Annotated in this window: 33 protein-coding genes; 30 read left to right on the top strand and 3 right to left on the bottom strand. The window is 59.8% G+C overall.

The window, feature by feature from the left end; all coding sequences use genetic code 11:
* Positions 1-8: 8 nt before the first annotated feature.
* From HMPREF0178_RS21490 to HMPREF0178_RS07865, 10 genes are all read left to right on the top strand, one after another.
* Positions 9-302 (top strand): hypothetical protein, encoded by a 294-nt coding sequence (locus HMPREF0178_RS21490; RefSeq protein ID WP_009368240.1) that lies wholly within the window; start codon positions 9-11, stop codon positions 300-302.
* Positions 295-513, top strand: a complete 219-nt coding sequence (locus HMPREF0178_RS20945) for an HU family DNA-binding protein (protein ID WP_232281234.1) — start codon at positions 295-297, stop codon at positions 511-513. Before HMPREF0178_RS21490 ends, HMPREF0178_RS20945 begins: the two co-directional genes overlap by 8 nt.
* Positions 514-1,486: 973 nt before the next feature.
* Positions 1,487-2,164, top strand: coding sequence for a WYL domain-containing protein (locus HMPREF0178_RS07895; protein ID WP_009368238.1), 678 nt, complete (start codon positions 1,487-1,489; stop codon positions 2,162-2,164).
* A gap of 135 nt (positions 2,165-2,299) precedes the next feature.
* The gene (locus tag HMPREF0178_RS07890) at positions 2,300-3,028 is read left to right on the top strand and encodes a hypothetical protein (protein WP_009368237.1); all 729 of its coding nucleotides are present in this window, start codon (positions 2,300-2,302) and stop codon (positions 3,026-3,028) included.
* Positions 3,029-3,372: 344 nt separating this feature from the next.
* The gene (locus tag HMPREF0178_RS07885) at positions 3,373-3,564 is read left to right on the top strand and encodes a hypothetical protein (protein ID WP_009368236.1); all 192 of its coding nucleotides are present in this window, start codon (positions 3,373-3,375) and stop codon (positions 3,562-3,564) included.
* A gap of 2 nt (positions 3,565-3,566) precedes the next feature.
* On the top strand, positions 3,567-4,364 hold the full coding sequence (locus HMPREF0178_RS07880; protein WP_009368235.1) for a hypothetical protein: 798 nt from the start codon (positions 3,567-3,569) through the stop codon (positions 4,362-4,364).
* Positions 4,361-4,651 carry a hypothetical protein gene (locus tag HMPREF0178_RS07875; RefSeq protein ID WP_009368234.1) on the top strand — a complete coding sequence of 97 codons (291 nt, stop codon included), beginning with the start codon at positions 4,361-4,363 and terminating at the stop codon, positions 4,649-4,651. Before HMPREF0178_RS07880 ends, HMPREF0178_RS07875 begins: the two co-directional genes overlap by 4 nt.
* A complete protein-coding gene (locus tag HMPREF0178_RS07870) occupies positions 4,641-4,838 on the top strand; it encodes a hypothetical protein (protein ID WP_009368233.1) in 198 nt (65 codons plus the stop codon). The genes HMPREF0178_RS07875 and HMPREF0178_RS07870 overlap by 11 nt, the downstream gene beginning before the upstream one ends.
* 42 nt (positions 4,839-4,880) lie before the next feature.
* Positions 4,881-5,057 carry a type II toxin-antitoxin system HicA family toxin gene (locus HMPREF0178_RS20940; RefSeq protein ID WP_009368232.1) on the top strand — a complete coding sequence of 59 codons (177 nt, stop codon included), beginning with the start codon at positions 4,881-4,883 and terminating at the stop codon, positions 5,055-5,057.
* Positions 5,058-5,092: 35 nt separating this feature from the next.
* Entirely contained in the window at positions 5,093-5,536 is a 444-nt protein-coding gene (locus HMPREF0178_RS07865; RefSeq protein ID WP_009368231.1) for a type II toxin-antitoxin system HicB family antitoxin, read from the top strand.
* Between the two features lie 40 nt (positions 5,537-5,576).
* Here the strand turns inward: HMPREF0178_RS07865 and HMPREF0178_RS07860 are convergent, their stop codons facing one another.
* Genes HMPREF0178_RS07860 through HMPREF0178_RS07850 form a run of 3 tightly spaced genes read right to left on the bottom strand, consistent with a single transcriptional unit; the run spans position 5,577 to position 8,673 of the window.
* Positions 5,577-5,825, bottom strand: coding sequence for an ogr/Delta-like zinc finger family protein (locus HMPREF0178_RS07860; protein WP_009368230.1), 249 nt, complete (start codon positions 5,823-5,825; stop codon positions 5,577-5,579).
* 49 nt (positions 5,826-5,874) lie between these two features.
* Positions 5,875-6,867, bottom strand: a complete 993-nt coding sequence (locus HMPREF0178_RS07855) for a phage portal protein (protein ID WP_009368229.1) — start codon at positions 6,865-6,867, stop codon at positions 5,875-5,877.
* A gap of 9 nt (positions 6,868-6,876) precedes the next feature.
* Positions 6,877-8,673 carry a terminase large subunit domain-containing protein gene (locus HMPREF0178_RS07850; RefSeq protein ID WP_009368228.1) on the bottom strand — a complete coding sequence of 599 codons (1,797 nt, stop codon included), beginning with the start codon at positions 8,671-8,673 and terminating at the stop codon, positions 6,877-6,879.
* Between the two features lie 75 nt (positions 8,674-8,748).
* Here HMPREF0178_RS07850 and HMPREF0178_RS07845 point away from each other — a divergent pair, with 75 nt between their 5' ends.
* From HMPREF0178_RS07845 to HMPREF0178_RS07750, 20 genes are all read left to right on the top strand, one after another.
* Positions 8,749-9,555: a GPO family capsid scaffolding protein gene (locus HMPREF0178_RS07845; protein ID WP_009368227.1), complete on the top strand. Its 807-nt coding sequence runs from the start codon at positions 8,749-8,751 to the stop codon at positions 9,553-9,555.
* Positions 9,556-9,562: 7 nt separating this feature from the next.
* A complete protein-coding gene (locus tag HMPREF0178_RS07840) occupies positions 9,563-10,600 on the top strand; it encodes a phage major capsid protein, P2 family (protein WP_009368226.1) in 1,038 nt (345 codons plus the stop codon).
* Entirely contained in the window at positions 10,597-11,283 is a 687-nt protein-coding gene (gene gpM / locus HMPREF0178_RS07835; protein WP_009368225.1) for a phage terminase small subunit, read from the top strand. Before HMPREF0178_RS07840 ends, gpM begins: the two co-directional genes overlap by 4 nt.
* Positions 11,284-11,372: 89 nt before the next feature.
* Positions 11,373-11,831 (top strand): head completion/stabilization protein, encoded by a 459-nt coding sequence (locus tag HMPREF0178_RS07830; RefSeq protein ID WP_009368224.1) that lies wholly within the window; start codon positions 11,373-11,375, stop codon positions 11,829-11,831.
* A gap of 12 nt (positions 11,832-11,843) precedes the next feature.
* Complete coding sequence (locus tag HMPREF0178_RS07825) at positions 11,844-12,290, top strand: phage tail protein (RefSeq protein WP_009368223.1); 447 nt, start codon at positions 11,844-11,846, stop codon at positions 12,288-12,290.
* Complete coding sequence (locus tag HMPREF0178_RS07820) at positions 12,287-12,949, top strand: phage virion morphogenesis protein (protein WP_009368222.1); 663 nt, start codon at positions 12,287-12,289, stop codon at positions 12,947-12,949. The genes HMPREF0178_RS07825 and HMPREF0178_RS07820 overlap by 4 nt, the downstream gene beginning before the upstream one ends.
* Positions 12,946-14,073 (top strand): DUF2586 domain-containing protein, encoded by a 1,128-nt coding sequence (locus tag HMPREF0178_RS07815; RefSeq protein WP_009368221.1) that lies wholly within the window; start codon positions 12,946-12,948, stop codon positions 14,071-14,073. The genes HMPREF0178_RS07820 and HMPREF0178_RS07815 overlap by 4 nt, the downstream gene beginning before the upstream one ends.
* Before the next feature lie 7 nt (positions 14,074-14,080).
* Entirely contained in the window at positions 14,081-14,530 is a 450-nt protein-coding gene (locus HMPREF0178_RS07810) for a phage protein (protein ID WP_009368220.1), read from the top strand.
* On the top strand, positions 14,530-14,883 hold the full coding sequence (locus HMPREF0178_RS07805) for a hypothetical protein (protein ID WP_009368219.1): 354 nt from the start codon (positions 14,530-14,532) through the stop codon (positions 14,881-14,883). Before HMPREF0178_RS07810 ends, HMPREF0178_RS07805 begins: the two co-directional genes overlap by 1 nt.
* Positions 14,876-15,496, top strand: coding sequence for a putative peptidoglycan-binding domain-containing protein (locus HMPREF0178_RS07800; protein WP_009368218.1), 621 nt, complete (start codon positions 14,876-14,878; stop codon positions 15,494-15,496). Before HMPREF0178_RS07805 ends, HMPREF0178_RS07800 begins: the two co-directional genes overlap by 8 nt.
* Positions 15,496-15,720 carry a hypothetical protein gene (locus HMPREF0178_RS07795; protein ID WP_009368217.1) on the top strand — a complete coding sequence of 75 codons (225 nt, stop codon included), beginning with the start codon at positions 15,496-15,498 and terminating at the stop codon, positions 15,718-15,720. Before HMPREF0178_RS07800 ends, HMPREF0178_RS07795 begins: the two co-directional genes overlap by 1 nt.
* Positions 15,720-15,986: a hypothetical protein gene (locus HMPREF0178_RS07790; protein ID WP_157134909.1), complete on the top strand. Its 267-nt coding sequence runs from the start codon at positions 15,720-15,722 to the stop codon at positions 15,984-15,986. The genes HMPREF0178_RS07795 and HMPREF0178_RS07790 overlap by 1 nt, the downstream gene beginning before the upstream one ends.
* Positions 15,983-16,225: a hypothetical protein gene (locus tag HMPREF0178_RS07785; RefSeq protein ID WP_009368215.1), complete on the top strand. Its 243-nt coding sequence runs from the start codon at positions 15,983-15,985 to the stop codon at positions 16,223-16,225. Before HMPREF0178_RS07790 ends, HMPREF0178_RS07785 begins: the two co-directional genes overlap by 4 nt.
* Positions 16,225-16,485: a putative phage tail assembly chaperone gene (locus HMPREF0178_RS07780; protein WP_009368214.1), complete on the top strand. Its 261-nt coding sequence runs from the start codon at positions 16,225-16,227 to the stop codon at positions 16,483-16,485. Before HMPREF0178_RS07785 ends, HMPREF0178_RS07780 begins: the two co-directional genes overlap by 1 nt.
* 38 nt (positions 16,486-16,523) lie before the next feature.
* Positions 16,524-16,673: a hypothetical protein gene (locus HMPREF0178_RS21970; protein WP_009368213.1), complete on the top strand. Its 150-nt coding sequence runs from the start codon at positions 16,524-16,526 to the stop codon at positions 16,671-16,673.
* Positions 16,673-18,901: a phage tail tape measure protein gene (locus tag HMPREF0178_RS07770; protein WP_009368212.1), complete on the top strand. Its 2,229-nt coding sequence runs from the start codon at positions 16,673-16,675 to the stop codon at positions 18,899-18,901. Before HMPREF0178_RS21970 ends, HMPREF0178_RS07770 begins: the two co-directional genes overlap by 1 nt.
* Positions 18,901-19,221, top strand: a complete 321-nt coding sequence (locus HMPREF0178_RS07765) for a DUF2590 family protein (protein WP_009368211.1) — start codon at positions 18,901-18,903, stop codon at positions 19,219-19,221. The genes HMPREF0178_RS07770 and HMPREF0178_RS07765 overlap by 1 nt, the downstream gene beginning before the upstream one ends.
* Before the next feature lie 2 nt (positions 19,222-19,223).
* Positions 19,224-20,408, top strand: a complete 1,185-nt coding sequence (locus HMPREF0178_RS07760; protein ID WP_009368210.1) for a baseplate J/gp47 family protein — start codon at positions 19,224-19,226, stop codon at positions 20,406-20,408.
* Positions 20,405-21,016, top strand: a complete 612-nt coding sequence (locus HMPREF0178_RS07755) for a phage tail protein (protein ID WP_009368209.1) — start codon at positions 20,405-20,407, stop codon at positions 21,014-21,016. The genes HMPREF0178_RS07760 and HMPREF0178_RS07755 overlap by 4 nt, the downstream gene beginning before the upstream one ends.
* Positions 21,013-22,164 carry a phage tail protein gene (locus HMPREF0178_RS07750; protein ID WP_009368208.1) on the top strand — a complete coding sequence of 384 codons (1,152 nt, stop codon included), beginning with the start codon at positions 21,013-21,015 and terminating at the stop codon, positions 22,162-22,164. Before HMPREF0178_RS07755 ends, HMPREF0178_RS07750 begins: the two co-directional genes overlap by 4 nt.
* Positions 22,165-22,334 lie beyond the last annotated feature (170 nt).

Here is a 22,334-nt window from a genome sequence, read left to right as displayed (position 1 = left end):
GATTGGCAATGAGCTTGAAGAACCACACAATCAACATGATTGAGCTTACTTTTGGAACAAGCGGCAAGGCGACGGTAGATGAGCTGATTGATACTATGAGGACATCGCCTTTCGGTTCATCACTGATGACGTTCTCTGATGAAGAGGAGAAAACTCTGGGCTGCATCTGCATCGCCGCCGATCCCGTTTTGGCCGTAAAGATTCGTAATCTGGTGAGGGAATATGATGCCGAAGAGGGGGAGTATGAACAAGGAAGCGTTCGTCCGTGCCGTGTCTGCGCGTTGCGGGATTCTCTTGTCTGATGCCCACAACCTTGTCGGCGCATTGCTGGATAGCCTGACGGAAGGACTTGCCGAGGGCGAGCGGTGCCTCCTGCGCGGCGTCGGGACGCTGCACGTCGTCCAGAGGCGGGGTGGCAAGCGCCGCAATCCTCGAACAGGGGAAGGGGTGGAAATCCCGCCCTACAGGGCCGTCCTGTTCCGGCCCTCGCATCGATCCCGTTCCAATCCCTGACCACCCGCGACATACCCCTCTATACGCCCCCTGTCCGCATCCGGCAGGGGGCTTTTTTTGTCTCCCCCCTCATATAAGGAGTAACGGTTAATAAGTAAGTAATACTAGTATATTATATGAAAGTTCTTTTGAGGGGCAAAGAAGGGGCTCGAAAAGTGAAAGGGGGCTTCGGAAAAGCGTTACAACTGTTACAAAAAAATATTTTTATATATAATCTATTCATATAATAGCTAATCCACGGAATCAGCCAACCGTTACAAAACCGTTACAAGGCGTTACTTTGTAACGGTTTTTTGTAACGCTTATGTAACGGTTAGGGTGTTTTGTAATATATTGAATTTGTTTATGTAACGTTTTCACCCCCCATGATGTAACGCTTATGTAACGCTTTTGCTGTTACAAGATAATATGCTGAATTTATTTATGTAACGCCTACATTTTAGCCCCTGTAACGGATGTAACGCTTTTCCGATGCCCCTCCCCATTTTTTCTCTGTTGGGATGCCCTCCCGGGCAGGGGAGGCAAGGCTGCGGGCGGGGGGGGCTGGCCTTGCCAAGTCTGGAAAACGTCGCTATCTTAAAACGCAAGAAGGGCGGCAAGTGTCTCACCACTCACCGCCCCGTGTGGGGCACGTCCCCCGGATTTCGAGAATCCAGTTTTAGCGCCCCGTAGGAACTTCACTTCCTACGGGGCAACTGCGTTAGAGGTTCATGAAATGAACCGCCACAGCCGCAAGAACGGCGGCAAGCCAGGCTGCCAGCACGTCCCGGAGGAAGTGTCTCATGGGGAAAACCTCCTTTCGGGAGGCGGCCCCACAGCCGCAACCTATCCGCGAATACAGAGAAAGGCAATTCCGATTATCACGAGCCCCGGCCATGTTTCCGCATGACCGGGGCTTTTCGTTGACTAGGAGCTTTATTCCGCCTTAGAAGGAGGTTATTCTGATCATAGATTGCCTGATAGGGGGGAAGAAATGAAAGAACTAGAAGTACCTGAATCACCTATGGAGATGGTTTATGCCATTCTTTTTTGTGGGGGATTGTGTGCGCTAGCCTATTGGTTTTACTCTGATGGGGGAAGCTATTGGGCGTTGGGGGGAATGATTGTCTCCGGCTTCTTCTGCGTTCTCGGAATTGGTGAATTTTGTTTCCGTGTGAAAAAGCGGGGGCGTTATTTGAGTGAACAGGAGCAATACGAAGAGGTTGGAAAAGCCATGCTCCGCAAGGGCGCAAAATCTCCCAAGCCCGCAGGAAAGACTACCGCTGGGGAGTATTATGATCCCGATACGGGAGAAATCCTTGAGCTTGCCCCAAAGAAAAAAGCCAAGGCGAGCAAGCCCAAAGCGTCCACAAAGAAGGATTCCTTTTCCTCATGGGAAGATCGGCTTTCCACCGTATGGCATGGGAAAGAGGAAATCGAGTTTGTGTATGAGAAGCGTGACGGGGAGATGAGCCGTCGCCGGGTCACTTTGTACGCTGTGAAAAGCGACGGTGGGGATCGCGTTTATCTGTACGGCTTATGCCATATGCGGAATGAGGAACGGACTTTCAACTTGGATAACATCCCGGGAGAGATAAAGCTGAACGGCGTCATATATGACTTTGGCGAGTTCTTCGACAAGTTAGGCTTAGATCTTGATGAATTATGGTAGCTGCAATGGTTTATGTCGATAACACTTTATAGCAAGGTAGAAGATAAACTAATATTTATATAGTAGTATATAATTATTAAAAAATATTTATTGGAAAAGTTTTTTTGTATGAAAATTATATAATAGGATATTGATATGTTAAAGTATTTAGTTTTTATGATGTTTTTATTTAATAGCTTGTATGCATTTGCTAGCGTCACTGGTATTTCTAATGATGATAAGCAGTATATGATTGAATATATTAATGGAATGTATAATACTATTGAAAATATAAATAAAATAAAAAATAAAAAATATTTATCATGTGATGAATTAATGAATGATTTTAAAAAACAATTATATCTTCCTTCTGAAAAAGAGACTTTAACTATTCTTAATATAATAAATGATATATTGCATTATAGTGTTAGTAAAAACAAGAATAAAATAAAGAGTAAATGTCAAGAATATAAAAAATATATAGAAGTATCTGAAAAAGAAAACAAAGAGAAGATAAAAATTTTAACTACTATTTTAAATGAAAATGATAATATATGTATTAATAATATATTGAAAGATGAAAATACAATAAGAAATATGATTGTTGAAAATATGATTGAACTTCAAGATTTGTATGGATATTACGATCCTGATTCTTTGAAAATAAAAATATTAAAATCAGAGCCTATAGATATTGAAAGTAATAATATAATATATAAAATATATGGTAAATTTAATATAAAAAATAAAATAGGTGGATATGTTGGTTATAAAGATTTTACTGCACTTATACTTACGACAAGTAATAAAGTTTCAAACTTTCAGGAAGAAAACCAGGAGGATTTAGTACGTAGATCTTGTAATAAAGTTGGTGTCAAATTTTAGTGAACCTATTTGATATGATGACTATTCTTTAAAAATTTGTTTCTCTGGGAATGATTTGAATTGTACCCCGCTTGACAGTGTGGGCGTTTTTCGCCTAGTCTGAAATTCCCAATTCTACAAGAGGCGTCTCCGTCGCCTTCGCCATTGCTTCCCCGGCATGGTGTAAAGAGCGGATTTTCTTGTTTCTTGCCACCATTGCATCCTTTTTTCAGGGTGTGGTTAGATATTGGCAAGGCGACGTCCGGGTGTCCGTGAGGCCCCGGAAGCTTCTTGTAGAGCTTGGGAGCGTCGCCTTGCCTTTTTTTGTGTGCGGCGTTTAATCCCAAACTCTACAAGGTGGTCTTATGTCCGCAACCGTTTTCCTGTCCCGCTCCGGCAGGTGCGCCGGGCGCGTCCCGTTGTCCCTTCTCGTTTTCAAGCTCATCCGTTCCGGCGAAGAGGCCGCCGCGCAAGCGCTCCAAGAGTTGCCCTTGCCGTTCCAGTGCCGCCGCGTGTGGTGGTTGCTGTCCGGCAACAAGCTGTCTGTGGAGGTGTGAGCATGGCTACCTACCGCACGATCCGCATGGCGTTCTGGTCCGATCCCTACATCGAAACCCTGAGCGCGTCCGAAAAGCTCCTGTACCTCTATCTGTTCTCCTGCCCCCACACCAACAACCTCGGGCTGCTGGCGGTGTCGCGCCGTCGCATGGCCTACGACACCGGGCTGACGGAAGAGGCGGTCGACGCCGCCCTTGCCGGATTCGAGCGCGACGGCAAGATCGCCACGGACGGCGACGCCGTGTGGGTCTGCCACTTCATCCGCCACCAGTGCAGCACCAGCCCCAAGATCCTCGTCTCGCTCCGTTCCCTGTTCCCCACGGTCGAGTCCGCGAAAATCCGCAAGGCGATCCTTGCCCTCTATCCGCACCTGCTCGGGGCCGCGCCGTTCCCCGCCGATAGGGTATCGGTAGGCTTTCGGGAATCGGAACAGGAAAGGGAAAAAGAAGATCGGATCGGGACGGATGGATTTTTTATTCCTGTGGAGATGCTGGAAGACCTGCAGCGCGACTTCCCGGACGTTGACGTACAGGCCGAGATAACCCGCATCCGTAAGTGGCAAGCCGAAAAGCGCACGCCGATCCGCAACGTCTGGCGGTTCCTGCGGACGTGGCTTTCCAATGCGGAGACGGGGAAGCGTCCCGGCCCGGAACAGAGGGCGGAAAAGCCCGTCTCCGTTGCCGTCCCGCAGCCCCGTATGGAAGCCTTCCCGCCGTCGCCGGAAGCCCTCGCCGAGAACTGGGATCGCGGCCTCGCATGGTGCAGCCGCATCCTGAACCGTGGGAGGGTGGCGGCATGATCCATACATGGACGACACCCGAACCCGTGACATACACGACGCCGGAAGAGGCGGCACGCGGCCTTGAGCGGCTTCTGGACGATCTGGCGGACACGCGGGGGACATGCGTTGCGGCCTTGGCGAACCTGCGGGGAGGGCTTGCGGCCCATGACCCCGCCCGCCTCGCGCTGGCGGCTGAGGCGCTTTCCGCCGTCAGCCTTGAATTGGCCTATTGTTCCGGCGACGCGGCCCGCATGGGCGCGGCCCTGACCCTGTGCGGCGAAGAGGAGGGCGGTTATGCACAATGAAGATGTTGACCCGATCGCGGGATTGTACGAAAGCGCGGGCTCGCTGCGCGAACTGGCGGAGATGTACCGGGATGAGCGGGGCGGATTGTCTTCGCTTCTCCTCCTGATTGCCGACAACGTGACCCGGTGCGCGGGGAAGCTGGAATGCGAAGAAGAAAGTATGGAGAAAAATCCATATCAGGATTGACAGTATGGAGAAAAATCCATACTATGCTTTTCAGGAGGTGAGATGAAACGAGCCGACATACTGAGACTGTTGGCAAAGGCCGGATGCGAGTTCCGCGAGGGCGGGCGGCATACGCTGGTGTACAAAGACGGCGTTCTCGTGACGGAGGTTCCAAGGCATAAGGAAGTCAACGAAATCCTGAGCAAGAAAATCCTCAGAGACTGCGGCGTCAAGAAATGAAAACAGGGGGGCGGAAGCCCCCCGGAGGAACATATATGGCAAAATATTATTATGCGGCGTTCATCCCGGACGCGGAGAGCGGCTTTTCCATTTTTTGCCCGGACTTCCCCGAAGTGGCATCGCAGGGCGAAACCGTGGAGGAGTGCATGGACATGGCGGCGGAAGCCCTTGCCCTGACCGTGGAGGAGTACGCCAAGGCCCGCAAACCCTTGCCTGAGCCGTGCGGACTTGAAGAAGCCCGCCGCAGGATTGAAAAGGAACTTGCCGAGCTGGAGGTGGAAGCCGCCGGGGAAATCCTCTATCAGCTCATCCCCGCCCCGAGCGTGGATCTGACCCCGGTCAAGATTTCCCTGAGCATCGCCAAGTCCGTTCTGGAAAGCATCGACGCGAAGGCGGCGCGCTCCGGCATGACCCGCTCGGGGTTCATGGCGGCGGCGGCTCAGGCGTATGACGCACAGCGCCCCGGCGCTTCCTGCTGACGCAAAACGGCCCCGCATCATGCCGATGCGGGGCCGTCTCCTACGCCATGCCCTCAAAGAGGAGCTGTACCTGTTTTCGTGAGTTCGTTTTCCTCAGCTTCTCCCGGATCGGTTTCGGGAGGTCAAAGGCCGAGGGCGACAGCGTGTGGCTGTAGGCCAGCGTCGAGACGAAGCTGTGGGCGCATTCCGGATTGAGGCAGACGCAGTACAGCCGTGAAAGGATATTTGAAATTTCCGTGCGGGATGAAATGGTGCAGATGTGCCCACATGCCGGACAGTAAACTCTCATGATTTCCCCCTGAATCGTTGGTAAGTATAGGGGGATTCTGCCTAACTCGCTACTGATTTTCTTCCCCTTGCGTATCCGTAAACCCGATATGCAGGGCGGGCGGCAGCGCCTCGTTGATCTCGAGCAGGACTTCCCGGATCGGCATGACCTCGTTGCGGAAATACACGGCGTCGATCTTGGTGATGTCCCCGAACCCCGTCATGTTCTGCGGGATGATCGAGGCCATCGCGGGCGGGATGCGGTGCGCGGCTATGATGTCGTCGCGGCTGATGCTCTTGATCCGTTCGAGTTCGTCCTTGGTGGAGAAGTCCCCCACGGGGACGATCTGCACGTCCTTTTCCCGTCCGTTCGGGATGTGCAGGAACATATTCCGGAAGTTGCCGACGCCACGGGCGTTCTGTATGGCGTTCTTGATCGCGTCCTGCTGCGCCTGCTCAAGCTGCGCGCTCGAAGAGTAGAAGATATACCCGACATGCGCGCCGTTCTTGTAGTAACGCCGCCGGAAAAGGGTAGCGTCCTCGTTGAGCAGCATGGACTGGATCGCGCCGAGGTAGCCGGGCAAGCCGTAGATTGTCTGGCTCACGTCATAGTTTTTCAGGTGCAGCACCTCGCCCGGCCCGAACTCGTGGAACTGCCCGGAAGGGAGCAGGAGCCCGTACCTGTCCGGCTCCTTCATCCGGCGCATGTTGATCGCGGGCAGGTGCCGCATCCTTGCCACTTCCCCGAGCCAGTTCCGCGAAAGGAGCAGATAGGCGTTGGCGAAGACCATATAGTCCGTGGCCACGGCGTGCATGTCCCGGCGTGTGAGGGCTGCGGACGCCCGGAACCCGCGCATGGCCATGTTCGTTTTGAACTCAAGGATCGGCCCGTGGTAGGCGTTGGCCCGCAAAAGCCGCGCCAGCCCCGACCACGGGACGGGCGTTGCGTAGTACCGCCCGTTGTCGAGGAGCCAGACGCCCAGATACTCATACACGGCCCCGCTCAGGACGGGCTCCGGATCGCCGAAGCAGAACGCCAGCGGCGCAGGTTTCTTTTTTCCCATGTTTTCCCCTTATTGGATGAAGACGACGCAGCCGCCTTTCGGCTTGCCGATGGGCTCCGCCGCCAGCGCGTGCATGATTGCCCAGGCGACGTCAGCGTGCCCCGTGGCGCTGGTGCGGGAGGCCGAGTAGGAGATCTGCCCGCTGTCCGTGACGCCCTGCCGGATGGTGAGGAAGGCGTGGGCAATGTCGTTCTGCCCCGCGTCCCACTTGAGGCGGTGCGCCTCTATGAGTTCCTTTGCCTTCAGCACGAGTTGGGTCTTGAGCTGCACGGAGTAGTTGATCGGCGTCGCCAGCGGGAAGAAGGCGCGGATCTGCTCGAACACGCCGATGCCCGGCCCGGTGACGTCGACCCCGATATGCCGGAAGTTGTAGCGCCCGACCAATTCCCGGATGCGCTCGGCTTGCCAGATGTAGGACTTGTCCAGCCACTTGTAGCGGGCGACCACGCGGTGCTCGCCGCCCTCTTTGAGCGGCGGGGCCACGATGACGAAAGAGGCGTCGTCCCTGCTGCGCGAGGGGTCATAGCCGCCCCACACGGGGAGGTTCCCGAGCGGGCGGTCCGCCGTGGGGTTGAAGTCCGGCCATGCGTCCGTGTCCGCGTAGCAGGTTTCCAGATCCGCCAGCCTGAACACGGACTGCGTGTCGTCCACGAACTCGCACAGGAACAGGTTCCGGAACTCGTCGGCGCTGTATTCGAGCTTGAGGCTTTCCAGATCGAAGAGGTCGCACCCGCCCGCGATCGCGTCCTCAAGCGTGATGACCTTCCGGTAGAAGGTGTCCGGGCAGAGTGCGCCTTTCCGCAGTTCCTTGGATGAAGGGAACGCGGCCCGTTTCGCCTTGAAGCGTTTCTGGAAGCGTTCGCCCGTCCAGAGGTCATAGGCTTGGTGCGCCACGGCGGACGGGGTGGAGAAGAGGGTCCGCCGCCATTTCTTGTGGGAGGCCATGCCGGACGCGACTTTGTACAGCTCGTTGAAACCCTGAATCCAGAAGCACTCGTCAATGTAGACATGCCCGTGGTAGCTCTGGGCGCTCTTGCTGTTGTTGCTCAGGAAGTACAGGGTAGCCTGCCCCTTCGCCGTATTGAGCACCAGCGGGTTGCCCTTCAGATCTATGTTGAATTTCTCTTTCGCCAGCGCGACGATGTATGAGCGGAACACCTCCGCCTGTGCCCGCGTAGCCGACAGGAAGATCTGGTTGTCGCCCGTGAGACAGGCATCCTCGAACGCCTCTTGCGCGAAAAACCAGGTGAAGCCGATCTGACGGCTCTTGAGGAAAAAGCGGTTCCGGTGCCATTTCGTTTCCAACAGCTCGCGCTGGTACGGGAAAAACCGCTTGTGGAACGCCTCGGCAAAGTCGTCCTCGGTGAGCCGGGACACGTCGTTTTTCACGGCGGCTTTTTTCTTCCCCTTCCGTTCCTTCTCTCCGGACGCGCCGGGCGGGGAACCTTCCGCGCTCCTTCCCTCCCTCGCCTCTTTCTCCCTGAGCCTGAGCCTTTGTAGCCGCTCAAGCGTGCCCACCAGCGTGTCCACTTCCTTGAGGTCGCGGGGGCTCTTGTCTTCCCGCTCAAGCAAGAGCGCGAGACGGCGGGAGGCGGCTTCCTCCGCGCCCTCATGCGACAGCAGGTCATCCCAACGCCCCGAATCCGCCCAATTGTAGAGCGTCCGCACGGGGACGGACAGCATGTCCGCGATCTCGCTCACGGCATAGCGCCGCAGGTAGAGCGAGCGCGCCGCCGTCCTGATTTCATCCGGCCAGTTCTTGTTACCCATGCCCGCCAGGATACACGCCCGCCGCCGTTCCGCCATGCACGGGAAATCCTAAAAGGCCGAAATAGGACGGGCTTTTCTTGCGCGTCGGCTGGCCTCGGCTATGCTTGCCCCATGAGCAAGCTGCAAACCGAATTTGTGAAGATCGCCCAATCGGGCGCGTGCGTGGACGGGCGGGAGATCAAAGGCCAGTGGCTTCTGGATATGGCCGAGACGTACAGCCCGGGCACCTACACGGCGCTGATCTGGCCCGACCACCAGCGCTGGCAAGGTAACTTCGGGACGGTGACGGAGCTGCGCGCCGAAGAGGAGGGCGGGGTGGTGAGCCTGTTCGCCCGGCTCAACCCGAACGAACGCTACGCCTACGTCAACGAACAGCGCCAGAAACTTTTTTTCAGCATTGAAGTTGCGGAAGACTTCGCAAAAACGGGCAAGGCGTACCTCGTCGGGCTCGGCATCACCGATCAGCCAGCCAGCCTCGGCACAAGCAAAATGCAGTTTTCCGCCGAGTCCGGGGATTGCTCCGTGTTCCCCGGCGTTGAGCTGTTCGCGTGCGGCGGGGCGTTGACGCCCGAAGAGGTCGGGTTTTTCCGCAGGTTCCTTGCTCACTTCAAAACCGAACCGAAACCTGAAACCAAGGAAGAACCGATGGACAAGGAACAGTACGCCGCCCTTATGGAACGGCTCGGCAAGCTGGAAGAGGCGGTGGGCACGTTCGCCGCCAAGCCCGAACCGCAGGGAGAGGAACCCGCAAAGGCTTCTCCGGAGGCGGCCGCCCCGGATCAGTACGCCGCCCTGATGGGCAAGGTTGACGAGCTGGCCGCGGGCTTCTCCGCGCTCGCGTCGCGCCTTGAAGCCGCCAAGCCCGGGGCGGTCATCCCCGATACCACCACACCCGCGGACGACGCGGCCATCCTGTAGAGGCGCCATGAAGACACATACGAGACAGCGGTTCAACGCGCTTCTGCACGGCCTCGCCAAGGGATACGGCGTTGAGGACGTCTCCCGGCAGTTCACGATTGAGCCCACGATCCAACAGCGGCTGCAGGACAAGATCGTCGAGCAGTCCACGTTCCTCCCCAAGATCAACGTCATCACCGTTGACGAGCTTTCCGGGGAAAACATCCTCGGCAGCGCTTCCGGCCCCGTCTCCGGACGCACGGACACCAGCAAGGACGGCAATGAACGCACGCCCCGCGACGTGTTGGGGCTGGCGTCCTACAAGTACCAGCTTTACCAGACCAATTCCGATGTGTTCATGCGCTACGCGACGATGGACGCCTGGGCGAAGTTCCCGGATATGCCGGAACGCTACGCCCGTTACGTACAGGCGCGCATTGCCAACGACCGTGAGCTGATCGGCTGGTACGGGACGAGCGCGGCGGCTGATACCGATCTTGAAACCAACCCCTTGTTGCAGGACGTCAACATCGGCTGGTTGCAGTACGTCCGGGCGAACCGCCCGGAAGCCATCCTCGCCGAGGGCGCGGCCAGCGGGGAAATCCGTATCGGCCCGGAAGCCGGGGCGGACTACGCCAACCTTGACGTGGCGGTCAACGACCTTGTCCTCGGCATCCCCGAGTATATGCGTTCCGGCCTCGTCGCGCTCATCGGCGCGGAGCTGATCGCCCGCGAAAAGTCCGCGCTCTATGCGGCCATGTCCGGCACGCCCACGGAAAAGGCGGCGCTCAACGGCAGCCTGACCACGTTCGGCGGCCTCACCTGGGAAACGCCCTCGAACTTCCCGGCCCGCGGCCTTGTGGTGACGAGCTACGACAACCTTTCGATCTACATGCAGGACGGGAGCTGGCGCCGGAACATCAAAGACGCCCCGGAAAAGGACAGGGTGGAGGACTACAACAGCCGCAACGAGGGCTATGTGGTCGAAACGCCGGAAAAGTTCGCGGCCCTTGAGTTCGGGAACGTCGTTTTCTACGGCGAGAAGACCTGGAAGGCCGCGGCATGAGCCTGATGCTTTCCTACCAGAAGGCGATCCGGGCTGCGCGTGCGGCGGGGCGGAAGGTGGAACGTTCCGCCGTTCCCTCCCCCGCTGCGGGCAAGTCGCTCCTCGCGGAACGCCAGCGGGACGCGCTGGTCGCTTCCGGGCTTGCCGAGGATCTGGAAGCCCTGCACGGCGTCGTGTCCATCGACCGGAAGATCGCCATCAAGCGGGACACCCTGATCCCGAAGTACGCCGGATATGTGGCGCGGCTCCGGGAAGAGGGGCGGCCCCATGAGCTGGTCGGCTACTTCCTCGTCTGGCTGTTCGACTGCGGGCTCATCGAGCGGGCCCTTGATCTTGCGGGCTGGTGCGCCGAGCACGGGCAGGGGCTTCCCGAGCGCTTCAAGGCATCGCTTCCCGCGTTCGTCGCCCGGCAGATCCTCGACTGGTCGCAGCAGGCGTTCGACGAGGGCGCGAGCCCCGAGCCGTTCTTTTCGCAAGTCTATGCCCGCCTGTTCGATCCCGATCCGGCGCTGGCGTGGGACGTCCACGACGATGTGGCCGCCCAATTCCTCCGGCTGCGCGGGCTCATGCTCGAACGGGCCGGGGACGTCCCCGGGGCCGTGGCCGAACTGGAAAAGGCCCTTGCCAGGGGCGCGAAAGTCAAAACCGCGCTGGACAAGCTGAAAAAGAAGTCCGGCGCGTAAGTCCACCACCCCCCGCCCCCGCCTTTCCCGGGCTTTCAGGCCGTGGCCTCGTCACGCTCAGGGAAAGGCCGGGGGCCATAAGGATCGCCATGTCGTTCAATGCCATGACCACACAGGAAAAGCCGGATCGCGTCATCGCCAATGACGGCTTTTTCCCGGAACTGTCCTTGCGCACGTTCCTTGACCTCTACCGTTTGCCCGGCGAATACGCCGCGGATCTGGTGGCCGATCACCTTTCGCTGGCCGTGGTCTGGGCAAACCGCCAGCTTGAGGCGTGGAAAGCGGAGCGGAAGGGGGAGGGCTGCTCAACCCTTGGCGACGTGCCGCTGCACGGCGTCCCCGGGGCGTCGCTCGTCGTCTATCAGCGGGCCGTTTTTTGCCAGGCCAAGGGGATGCTGCTGGCGCAGTTCCGCACGGTCGAGCGCCGGGAGGCGGCCAACAACGACGCCAAGGAAGGCCGCGAGACGGCGGACGTCTTTTTCGCCTTTGCCCACGATGCGCTTGCCGATCTGCTCGGCGCTGGCCGCGTGGACATAGCGCTGATCTGAAGAGGGGGAAACATGCGGAAGCTGCAGGCCCTTGTCCGGCATATCCTGACGGAGACCGGGATTTCCCGCGAGAACGTAGCCGCGTTCCTCGATCAGGGCGCGGTCGTGCTCACCGGGCGGAACCTCGGGCACGGCGTTGAGGTGTGCGTCCTCAAATATGACGGCGTGATCGATATCGAGCGCTCGGACTATGACGGGATCGCATTGCTGGCGCTGGTGTCGGGCTGGCTCCAGAGCCACGACCCCGACCGGGACGGCCTCGAAGATCCGGAGGTGAACGCCGCGGTCAATGACCTTTCCACAACGGACGTCCAGATCGCGGTGGAATTTCAGGAGCGGATCGAAATCATCCCGGATGAGTGCGGGCCGATCACGTTCGCCGGGAAGCGCTGGCGCGTGGCTCCTGTCCCGGTCGACGTGGCCGAGCGCGTGGACGGCATGAGCGGTGGCATCCGGTGAAGCTGGACGTTGAGATCCGGGGCGTTGAAACCCTGTGCCGGCAGCTTGAGGCACTGACATCCGATTCTCAGGATCGCCGGGCGTTAGCCCGCAGGATGGGGCGGAAGGCTCTTACGCTGGCCCGCCGCCGGGTCAGGAAGCAGAAGAATCTCGACGGAACCCCTTTTGCGCCGCGCAAGGACAAGCGCAACAAGCGCAAGCTGTTGGAATGGATTTACAGCCGTGGCGTCGTGTATGGCCGGGACGACGGAGCAAAGGTGACGTTCCGGGGCAAGGCCGCGGAGTTCGCCTTTCAGCAACAGTTCGGGGTGGGGCGCGACTGGACGCCGGGGGAAATCCGAAAAGCCCGGGGGACGCCTGACTATCAAAAATCGGCAAGCCGGGGGCAAGCGCAGGAATTGCTCCGGCTCGGCTACAGGGCCGGAAGCAAAAAAACGGGGTGGCGCATCGTTTCCGTGCCGTGGATTGAAAAGAACATGACGTTCGGGACGGCTGGAAGCTTGATCGCTCTGTTGGCGAAAAAGCCCCCGGCGGCAAGCTGGCGGGATTCGCCGCCCGCCCGCGTCGCGCTCGGCGTGACGGATAAGGAAGCGGAAAAGCTGCTGGAACAGGTGGCGAAAGAATCACTCAAGCGTTTGCAAGCAAAGGGGACTCTATGAGCATCGGCAAAGTGCAGATCAACAATCTCAACCTTTCGCAGGGAGAGATCACGGCGGTGGAAAACCACCTGCTGTTTGTCGGATCGGGGAAGGGCGACAAGGTAGGGAAGCTCCTCACGGTGAACACGGACAGCGACCTGTCCGGCGTCCTTGCCGGGGCTGACGGCTTGCTGGCTCAGGTGACGGCGGCCCGGGACAACGGGGGCCAGAACTGGTCGGCGTCCGTCATGCTGTACGACGCCGAGGGCGGCGGGATCGCCTCGTGGTCCGACGCCGTGGACGAGGCTATGGAGCTGGCCAAGGTCGAGGGCGTCGTCCTGACGGAGCCCCTTTCCGCCGTTTCCGACATTGAAGCCATGCAAGCCAAGAGTGAGCGGATCATGGCCAAATACATGCGGCCCGTGTGGTTCGCCGGGCGTGCCCCGGCGTTCGACGCCGATTCCCAGAGTTGGGAGGAGTACGCCACGGCGATCAAGCCTCTGACCGCGGATGTGGCCGCGGACGCCTGCCTCGTCACGCCGACGATCTGGGGGCCGGAGCTCGGGACGCTCATGGGCCGCCTGTGCAATGCCGCCGTGACCGTTGCCGATTCCCCGATGCGCGTTGCAACCGGGGCTCTTGTGGGCTCCTGGACGGAACGCCCGGCCGACAAGTCCGGGCGGCGGCTCGACATGAGCGTCCTTGAAGGCCTCGACAAGGCGCGGTTCTCAGTTCCTCAGTGGTACCCCGACTATGAGGGCATGTATTGGGCGGACGGCAACGTGCTGGACGTGAACGGCGGGGATTTTCAGGTCATCGAAAACGTGCGCGTGATCATGAAGGCCATGCGGCGCGTCTATCCGCTGGCCGTGGCCCGCATCGCGGATCGCCGCTTCAATTCCACGCCCGCCAGCATCGCGCAGAACAAGACGTATTTCATGCGGCCCCTGCGGGAAATGTCCCGTTGCGTGACCATCCTCGGGCAGACCTTCCCCGGTGAGATCTATCCGCCCGAAGACGGCGACATAACGGTGAGCTGGCCCTCCCGTACCAGCGTCGAGCTGTACATGGCGGTCCGGCCCTACAACTGCCCGAAAAAGATCACCTGCAATCTTTTCCTCGATCTCAACAACTACGCGGCATAGGTGAACCATGCAGAGACTCAGCGGCAAAAGTTTCGACGTCACGCTCGGCGACCTCAAGCTCCACATTGAGAAAGCCTCCCTCGACATCGAAGACGGATCGGAAGTGGCCAAGACGGGCGGCGTCCCCAACGGATGGGTCGACGGCGAGGTTTCCGCCAGCGGCGAGATCGAGCTGGACGGCGAGAACGTGAAGATCCTTTCGGAGGCTGCGCGCAACGCGGGCTCCTTCCGCGGCCTCCCGGAGTTCGACCTTCTGTTCTACGGCTCCACCGGGGACGGCGCGGAGATGAAGGTGGAGGCGTTCGGCTGCAAGCTGAAAGTCTCGAAGCTCCTCGACGTCGACGGCAAGGGCGGGGAAAAGCATATCACCACCATCCCCTACATCGTGACGAGCCCGGACTTTGTGCGCATCAACGGAACCCCCTACCTCAAGCCCGAAGAAACGGAGGAACTGTAATGGAACAGGACATGCTGACCACAAGCGAGCCCTTTGATCCGGTTATGGCCGTCTATGACGGAGCCCTTGCGATTAAAGATGTGGCCGCGGGGCTTGAAGGGGATCGGCCTGGTGCCGCGGCCGCGCTGCGCATGATTGCCTGGCACCTGAAAACGGCGGCGGAACTGTTTGACGATGAAGCGTCGGACAGGGACCGCGAATCCCCACAGGGCGGCCCCTCGCCGTCTCCGGACGGAACGCAGGCGCATACCCATGCGATCCCCACGCTTTCCCTTTCTGAGATGCCCCCGCATACCCATGCCATACATTCGCCTTCATTCGGGGCGGCTCAGGGGAGGAACGCCAATGGCTGATTTCTCCACGGCGCACGCTCCGGTGGCGGTATGGGAAGGCGGCTACGGCAACCATCCGGCTGATCGCGGCGGGGAAACCCTGTGCGGCATCGCCCGCGGGTGCCACCCCGATCTCGCGCTCTGGAAGCTGGTTGACGCCGAAAAGGATCACCCCTCGTTCCGCCAGGGCAGCGCCGCCTTTACCCGGCACCTGCGCCAGATCCCCGGACTTCTTGAGCAGGTGACGGCGTTTTACCGCGGTCTGTTCCATTCGCTAGGTCTGGACTCGGAGGACATGCCGCAAGAGCTGGCGAACGAAATCTATGAGCAGGTCGTCAACCTGGGGCAGGGCGGGCACACGCGCTACCTGCAACGGATCTGCAACGCCTTTAACTACAACCGGAAGACGGGGACGCGCCTGTTCCATGACCTGAAAGAGGACGGCGCGCTCGGGACGCTCACCCGCGCCGCCCTGCGCGTACTCATCGAAAAGCGCACCACGCAGGCCGTGCTGATCCACGCCCTGAACGGGGCGCAGGCCATGCACTACATCAACCTTGCGGCCGGAAACGAGACGCAGCGCTGCTTCCTCGACGGCTGGCTTACCCGAACCTATGACCCGGAGGCTGTTTGATGGAAACCCAATTTTTCAACGCGCTTGCCCAGTTTGTGGGTGAAAACTGGGCGGGGTTTATCGTAGCGGCCTGCATCGCCGTGTGTGCTCTGGCGCAGACGCTCATGGCCCCGCCGACTGAATCCAGTTCCGCCATCTACAAGATCATCTACGCCGTGACCGCAAAATTCGGCGGGAACTTCGGGAAGGCCAGGAACGCCGTTCCCGGCAATACGGGGAAATGATGTGGCCGGGGCTGAACTGCTCGCCGCGCTGCTCAGGTGGGCGGCATGGCTGCGGGAAGGTCTGGCCGTGGTTCGCCGCCGTCTTTTCCGTGCTCGTGTTGCTGACGATCCTGTCGGCGTGCTCATCGGGCAGCTTGGGGGAAAGGGCGGCGCGTCCCGTCCTGCCGAGCCTGACCCGGGCGACGGTGAACGGCGTTCCCGGCGTGTGGATGGATGAGCGGGACGCGGGGACGCTGGCGCTGTGGATCGAAGAGGTGAGCCCGTGAGGTTGGAACAACTGCTCGAGGTGTTCGGCTCCTATGTCTGGCCGTTGCTGGTGGGGGCGTTCCTCTACCTGCACCGGATGGGCAGGCGCAACGAGCGCGAACTGTCCGATCTCAGGGTGTACGTGGCCAAGAATTACAACAACAAGGAAGAGCTGAAAAACTTGTTCAACAACCTGCAGCAACACTTCGATACGCGGATTGAAGACGTCAAACAGCTCATCATCAAAAAGGGGCAGTAATGCAGAAAACGATCAGGCTCTCCATCAATGGAACCGACCTTGCTTTCGACGTGACCACGGAACTGTACAACAAGTACGTCAACGAAATGATGCCCAACAACAAGGTGGCCCCGGCCCATAACTTCGCCATGCGGTGCGTGGCGGACGGCTCGCGGGAAGACCTGAAAAGCCTTCTGGAGCTTCCCGGCGCGGCCATCCAGATCGCGGGGGCGTTGGTCGACGAGTTCATGCCGGATCTGTCCATCGAATTGGGAAAGTAGCGGAGCGGGCGGAAAAGCTGCGGGAGAACGGCCTGGGCATGTGCCTTGCGCTTTCCCACAAGTGGTTTCCGTCCCGCGCCGTTGATCTGGACAGCATGGCCGAGGCCGTTTTTCTGGAAACGGACTATTGGGAAAAGATGCAGATCGCCGTGGCGAACGGCATAGCGAAAGCCTTTAGGGGGGCGTAGTGGCTACCAAGCTCGAAAAGCTCATGTTCCGGATTGGCGTCAAGGATGACGCTTCCGGTCCTGTGGGCAAGCTCCAGAAGGCGCTGCGCTCGACCTCCCGCATGTCGAAACAGGCATGGGGGCAGCTCGCGGGCGGGGCCATGACCGTGGCGGGGGCGGGGCTTGCGCTTGAGGGCATGGTCTCCCCGGCGCTCGACCTGAACCGCGCCCTTGCCGACGTGTCGTCTCTCGACGTTGACGCCAAGGGGCTCAAGTTGCTGGACGCCACGGCCAAGCAGTATGCCATGAGCTACGGCGGGACGGCGGCGGAGTTCGTCGCCTCTTCCTACGCGATCCAGTCGGGCATCGCGGGGCTGGACGCCTCACAGCTTGCGGACTTTACCCGCGCCTCAAACGTGCTGGCCAAGGCCACGAAAGCGGACGCGGCCACCATGACCAACTACGCCGGGACTATGTACGGCATTTTCAAGCAACAGGCCGACGCGCAGGGCAAGTCCTCGTGGATTGAGGACGTGGCCGGGAAGTCCGCCTACGCCATCCAGATTTTCAAGACCAGCGGCACGGAAATGTCGGCGGCGTTCACGGCGCTTGGAGCCAACGCGACGAGCTCGGGGATCAAGCTTGAGGAGCAGATGGCCATCCTCGGCAAGCTGCAAGCCACCATGAGCGGCTCGGAGGCCGGGACGAAGTACAAGGCGTTCCTTGCGGGCGTGGGGCAAGCCCAGAAGGAGCTCGGGCTGAAGTTCACTGACGGGCAGGGCCGGATGCTTCCCGTTTTGCAGATACTCGACAAGCTCAAGAAGAAATACGGCTCGCTCGACGTCCTAGCCGACTCCGACCTCATCAAAAAGGCCTTCGGTTCGGATGAAGCCGTATCCATGCTCAAGCTGCTCATACAGGACACGGGCGGGCTGGCCGACAACATCAAGGCGCTGGAAGACATCAAGGGCATGGGGAAGGCGGAGGCTATGGCCCGGAAGATGGTCGATCCCTTCCACAAGCTGAACGCCGCGCTCAACACGGTGTCGGCGGCATGGTGGCAGAAGCTCCTCCCGCCCGTGAACGATGCGGTCGAGGTTTTCAACCGCTTCATGGGCAAGGTGCTGTGGTTCATCGACACCTTCCCGAACATCACGCGCCAGCTTGGGTACGTCGCGCTTACGGTTTCCCTTTCCGCCGTGGCGTTCGGGCTGTTCAATGTGGTTGCCGGACTCGCCAAGCTCGGCGTTCTCGGGCTGTTCAATCCATTCAGTAAACTTATTGGCTTCCTCTTTGGAACAAAGGCCGCTGGCACGGGTGCCGCTGGAGGCGTGGGAGGCCTTGTGAATATATTCGGAGCACTCAAAAAGGCTTGGTTGCTGTTCAACTCAGCCATACTTGGAACCCCTGTCGGGTGGATACTTATTGGGCTCATCGCTGTCATTGCGGCGTTGGCCATCAATTGGGAGGACTTCAAAAAGAATTTTGGGGATACGGCGTTCGGTTCCGCAGTAATCCAGATGGTGCAGGACGTTTGTGCATGGTGGGATCGCCTGACGAATGCCTTTTCGGAAGGAAGCTGGTCGAAAATCTTCATTGAGATCATCAACGCCGTGACAGCGCCTTTGCGGAAGTTCCTGGAGCTGGTCGGGTGGGCGCTGGAAAAGGTCGGGCTCATCGACAAGGATTCCAGCTTTTACGGTATGACGAAGCCGCTGGATGAGAAGGCGTTTGAGACTGTGGGCAAGGTCGCTGGTGGCTTGGAAATGCAGACGCCTGATTATCTTTCGGGGATGCCGGGAACCTATTCCCCACTTCCCCAAGGATACACCCCTCCGGAGAAGCCCAAGACCACGGGAGGGACTCATTCTTGGTTCCGGATGCAAACCCCTGACTACACGATGGGGGTACCCTCGGGTTCCGCCGCCCTGTCTCCGGATAGGGGGATTCCGCAAAAACTGGTCCCCACTTTCCAAGGGATGCAGTATGGGAGCGGGCTGACTGCGACCGCGGGCGTACTCAACAGGCAAGGGCAGACTCCGGCCCCGTCTCCTGCCATCGCTTCATTGAATGCCCCGCGCACGCTGGACGTGCCGCGCGGGGGCATCATGCGGAGCATCACCAACACGACCAACAGCAATACCAACAACCAGAATCAGACCGTCAACATCGGCAGCCAGAACTTTACCATCGAAGGCGAGATCAAAGACGAGAAGCTCCGCGAATATATAGAACTGGGCATAATGTGATGAAGTACATCGACCTCTTGATCAGCAATGACGACCTGACGCCGGACGCCGGGGGCATCCCCGAGAAGATAGCGGACCGGGCGTCCATCGCTCAGGACTTGGTGCATATGATCCGTGAGTCCGGGCTGTTGACGGAAATGCTGGCGAACCGCGACGCGGGAGCGCGGCGGCTCAACATGATCAAGATCACGCTGGCCGTGGATGATGACGAGCGGATTGTTCCCGGCACGGCGGAAATCACCGAGACGAGCCTCGGGACATACCTTTTGACGGCGGAAACGGTCGACTACGGCCCGCTGTCCATGACTTTGGAGGCGTAGGCATGGCGGAGAAACCCGATCAGCTTTTCGAGACGATGCTGAAGGAAGCGGGCGTACCGACCACGGAAGCCGCCATGAAAGCGGAGTGGGACGCCATCAACGCGGCGGAAGGTTCGCAGATTACGAATAACTCGGCGTGGTCCCCTTTCTGGCGGCTCATTTCCGCCATCGTGACCGCCCCGGCCTTGTGGCTGGTTCGGCTCCTCATCCGTGATGCCCTGCCCAACGTGTTCTTGAAATTCGCGTCCGGGAGCTATCTGGACGTGTACGCCTGGGGCGTCGAGCTGGAGCGGAAGCCCGCCGCCCATGCCGAGGGCGTGGTGCTCTTCACGCGGGCGTCGGCGTCCGGGAGCCTGACCATCCCCCGGGGCACGGCCGTTGAAAGCCCGGCAATCAACGGGGTGGTGCATCGCGTGCTCACCAAGGCGGACGCCGTCATTCCTGACGGGCAGCTCGGGCTTGAAGTCCCCGTCCGGGCGGAAGAGGCCGGAACCGCCGCCAACCTCGGGCCGGGCTATTATTCCGTGCTTCCCGAACCCGTGCCGGGCATCGCCTCCGTGACCAACCGCGACGCATGGCTGACGTCGCCGGGAGCCGACGAAGAGGACGACGAGTCCCTGCGGCTGCGCGCCCGCAATCAGTTTCAGGCCGTGGGGCAGTACCACCATGACGCCGGATACCGCGCCGTGGTGACGGCGTTCGCGGGCGTCCGGACGGACTACATCTTTTTCGAGAAGGACGGCCCGCGCGGGCCGGGGACGGCAAACGGCTACATCATGATCGATTCGGGCATCCCGCCGGACGATCTGATCCAAAGTATCAACGCGCATATCCGGGAGTCCGGCAACCACGGGCACGGTGACGACATCCTCTTTTTCCCCATGCCCGCCGTCCCCGTGGATCTGGAAGCGACGGTCTATCCGCTGCTTTCCTGCGGCGAGGAACGCCGGGAAGCGCTCCGGACGGCGGCGGAAGACATGATCCGGGCGGCGTTCCGGGAAAATCAGGACGTGGAGGTCACGCGCACGCTTCCACAATCGCGGTTCAGCTTTTCCCTGCTCGATCGTGAGCTGCACGACGCCTTGCCGGATCTGCGATCGGTCGAGTTCAGCTTGCCGGACATCGTGTCCGAACTGTCGTTGCCCGTACTGCGGACGCTCACCGTGCGGCTTGGCGAGGGCGTATGAGCGATTTTCCGGAGATCAAGATTCCTTTTTGGATGAACGGCCCTCACGTCCGGACGCTGGCCGGGGCGTCCCGCGTTTGGTTCGGGCGCTTGGGGGAATGGGCGGCGTTTCCGCTCAGGCAGGCCGATCCCATGACATGCTCGGAAAGGATGCTCGATCTGATCGCATGGCAGCGCGGCGTCCCGCGGGCCGCGGGCGAGGCCGAGCGGCTGTATCGGTTGCGCGTCGCCCATGCCTATGCGAACGCGCGGGACTCTGGGCAGATCGCGGGTTGGAAGCGGATTTTCAAGCGGCTGGAGCTCGGGGACATCGCCTTGGAGGAACGGAAGGCGGGGCAGGATTGGGACGTCATCGGCATCATGATGGATGACGGTTCCTTTCCGAATTACCAGAACGTGCTGGAGCTCATCGTCGCCGACTACGGGCGGACATGCCGGAGATACCATTTCATTTCCCGGATTCCGCAAAGGGTCGCGGTGCGGTTCGTCCCCTTTGATGACCATCACGCTACGATCTGCGCCAGGAGCGACGAGATTTTGAAGACGCGGGCCGGAAGCGGGATCGCCGTTTTTGACAGCACGCAAACCACACTGGAGGCTCACGCATGAGCGTCATCATGACCGCGGCCGGGGAAGCGCTCAAGGCCCGGCTGCAGGCCGAGGGCAAACCGCTGGTGATCGACACCTTTGTCTTTGCCCATATCCCCAACCTTGATCCCACGGAACAGCTTACCCCCGGGATCACGGTTCCCACGGAACAGGTGGTGTACACCTATCCGATCCCGGATGAGTACCGGGCTTACGTGAACCCGAACCAGGTCGTGTACAGCGCCCTTTTGGGTTCGGACGTGGGCGACTGGTCCTTCAACTGGCAGGGGCTGGTCTGTTCCGAGTACGACACCCTGATCGCCGCGGCCACCTTCCCGACGCTGGAGAAGCGGAAATACTCGGGGGCGACGGGCGCGGCCGGCAACAACCTGACCCGCAATTTCCTGTTGGAGTTCTCCGGAGCAAAGGAGCTCACGGGGATCACGATCAGCGCCGACGTGTGGCAGCTCGACTTCACGATCCGGCTGCTCGGCATGGATGAGCGGGAACGCCTCTCGAATTTCGACCTGTACGGCGCGGGGTGGTTTTCCGGGGACGGCTGGAAGCTGGCGAGGCAGGGCGGGCAGTACGCCTGCGCGCCGGGGTTCGGCTATGTCGGCGGCATACGCGCCGGGCTTGCGGAACCCATGCCCGTGGTGGCCACGTTTACGCCCGCGGACGTCTGGCTTGACGTCTGCCTGAAGCCGCAAGGCTCGGATCGCGTGGCCACGGCCGCGCCGATGGTGGTTGAGCCGGATACGGAAGTCCCGTTTTCCGCCGCCGACGAAACGGGGCTCATGCACTACCGGGCGCGGATTGCCTCAATCAACGCGCAGGGCGAAGTGATCGACCTCCGCCCGCCCGCCTTTGGCGATCCCGTCAAGAACGGCGGGACGCTCACGGGCTTGACCGCGCCGAGCGGGGAGCTCGTCTCCCATGCGGGCACACGGGCGGCGGCTATCCCGCCCGATACGGATTGGGCCGTGCCCCGGTATGAGGTCGGCTCGAAAAAGCTGCAGGTGTTCCTCGCTGGCGTCCCCTGCTTTCCGGGGGACGATCCGGCAAAGGATCAGTTCCGTGAAGTCGGGCAGCCCGGCAGCATGTCGACGGCCATCCAGTGGCACGACGAAATCCCGACAGACTACGACATACATGTGAGGGTGAAATAATGGGGTTCCCCGGTATCCTGCAAAAGCTGTTTTCCGGTGGAGGCAAGGGCGGAAAGCTCAGGCCGGAAATCGTCCCGGACATCGAGCCGCGGGGCGTCGTCAAAATGTGGTACGGCGAGGCCTCCGCCGTGCCGGAAGGTTGGGCGATCTGCGACGGCACGCAGGGCACC

This window comes from Bilophila sp. 4_1_30, assembly GCF_000224655.1.
GTDB classification, from domain to species: Bacteria; Desulfobacterota; Desulfovibrionia; order Desulfovibrionales; family Desulfovibrionaceae; genus Bilophila; species Bilophila wadsworthia.
This window is presented reverse-complemented; position numbering and strand designations above follow the sequence as displayed.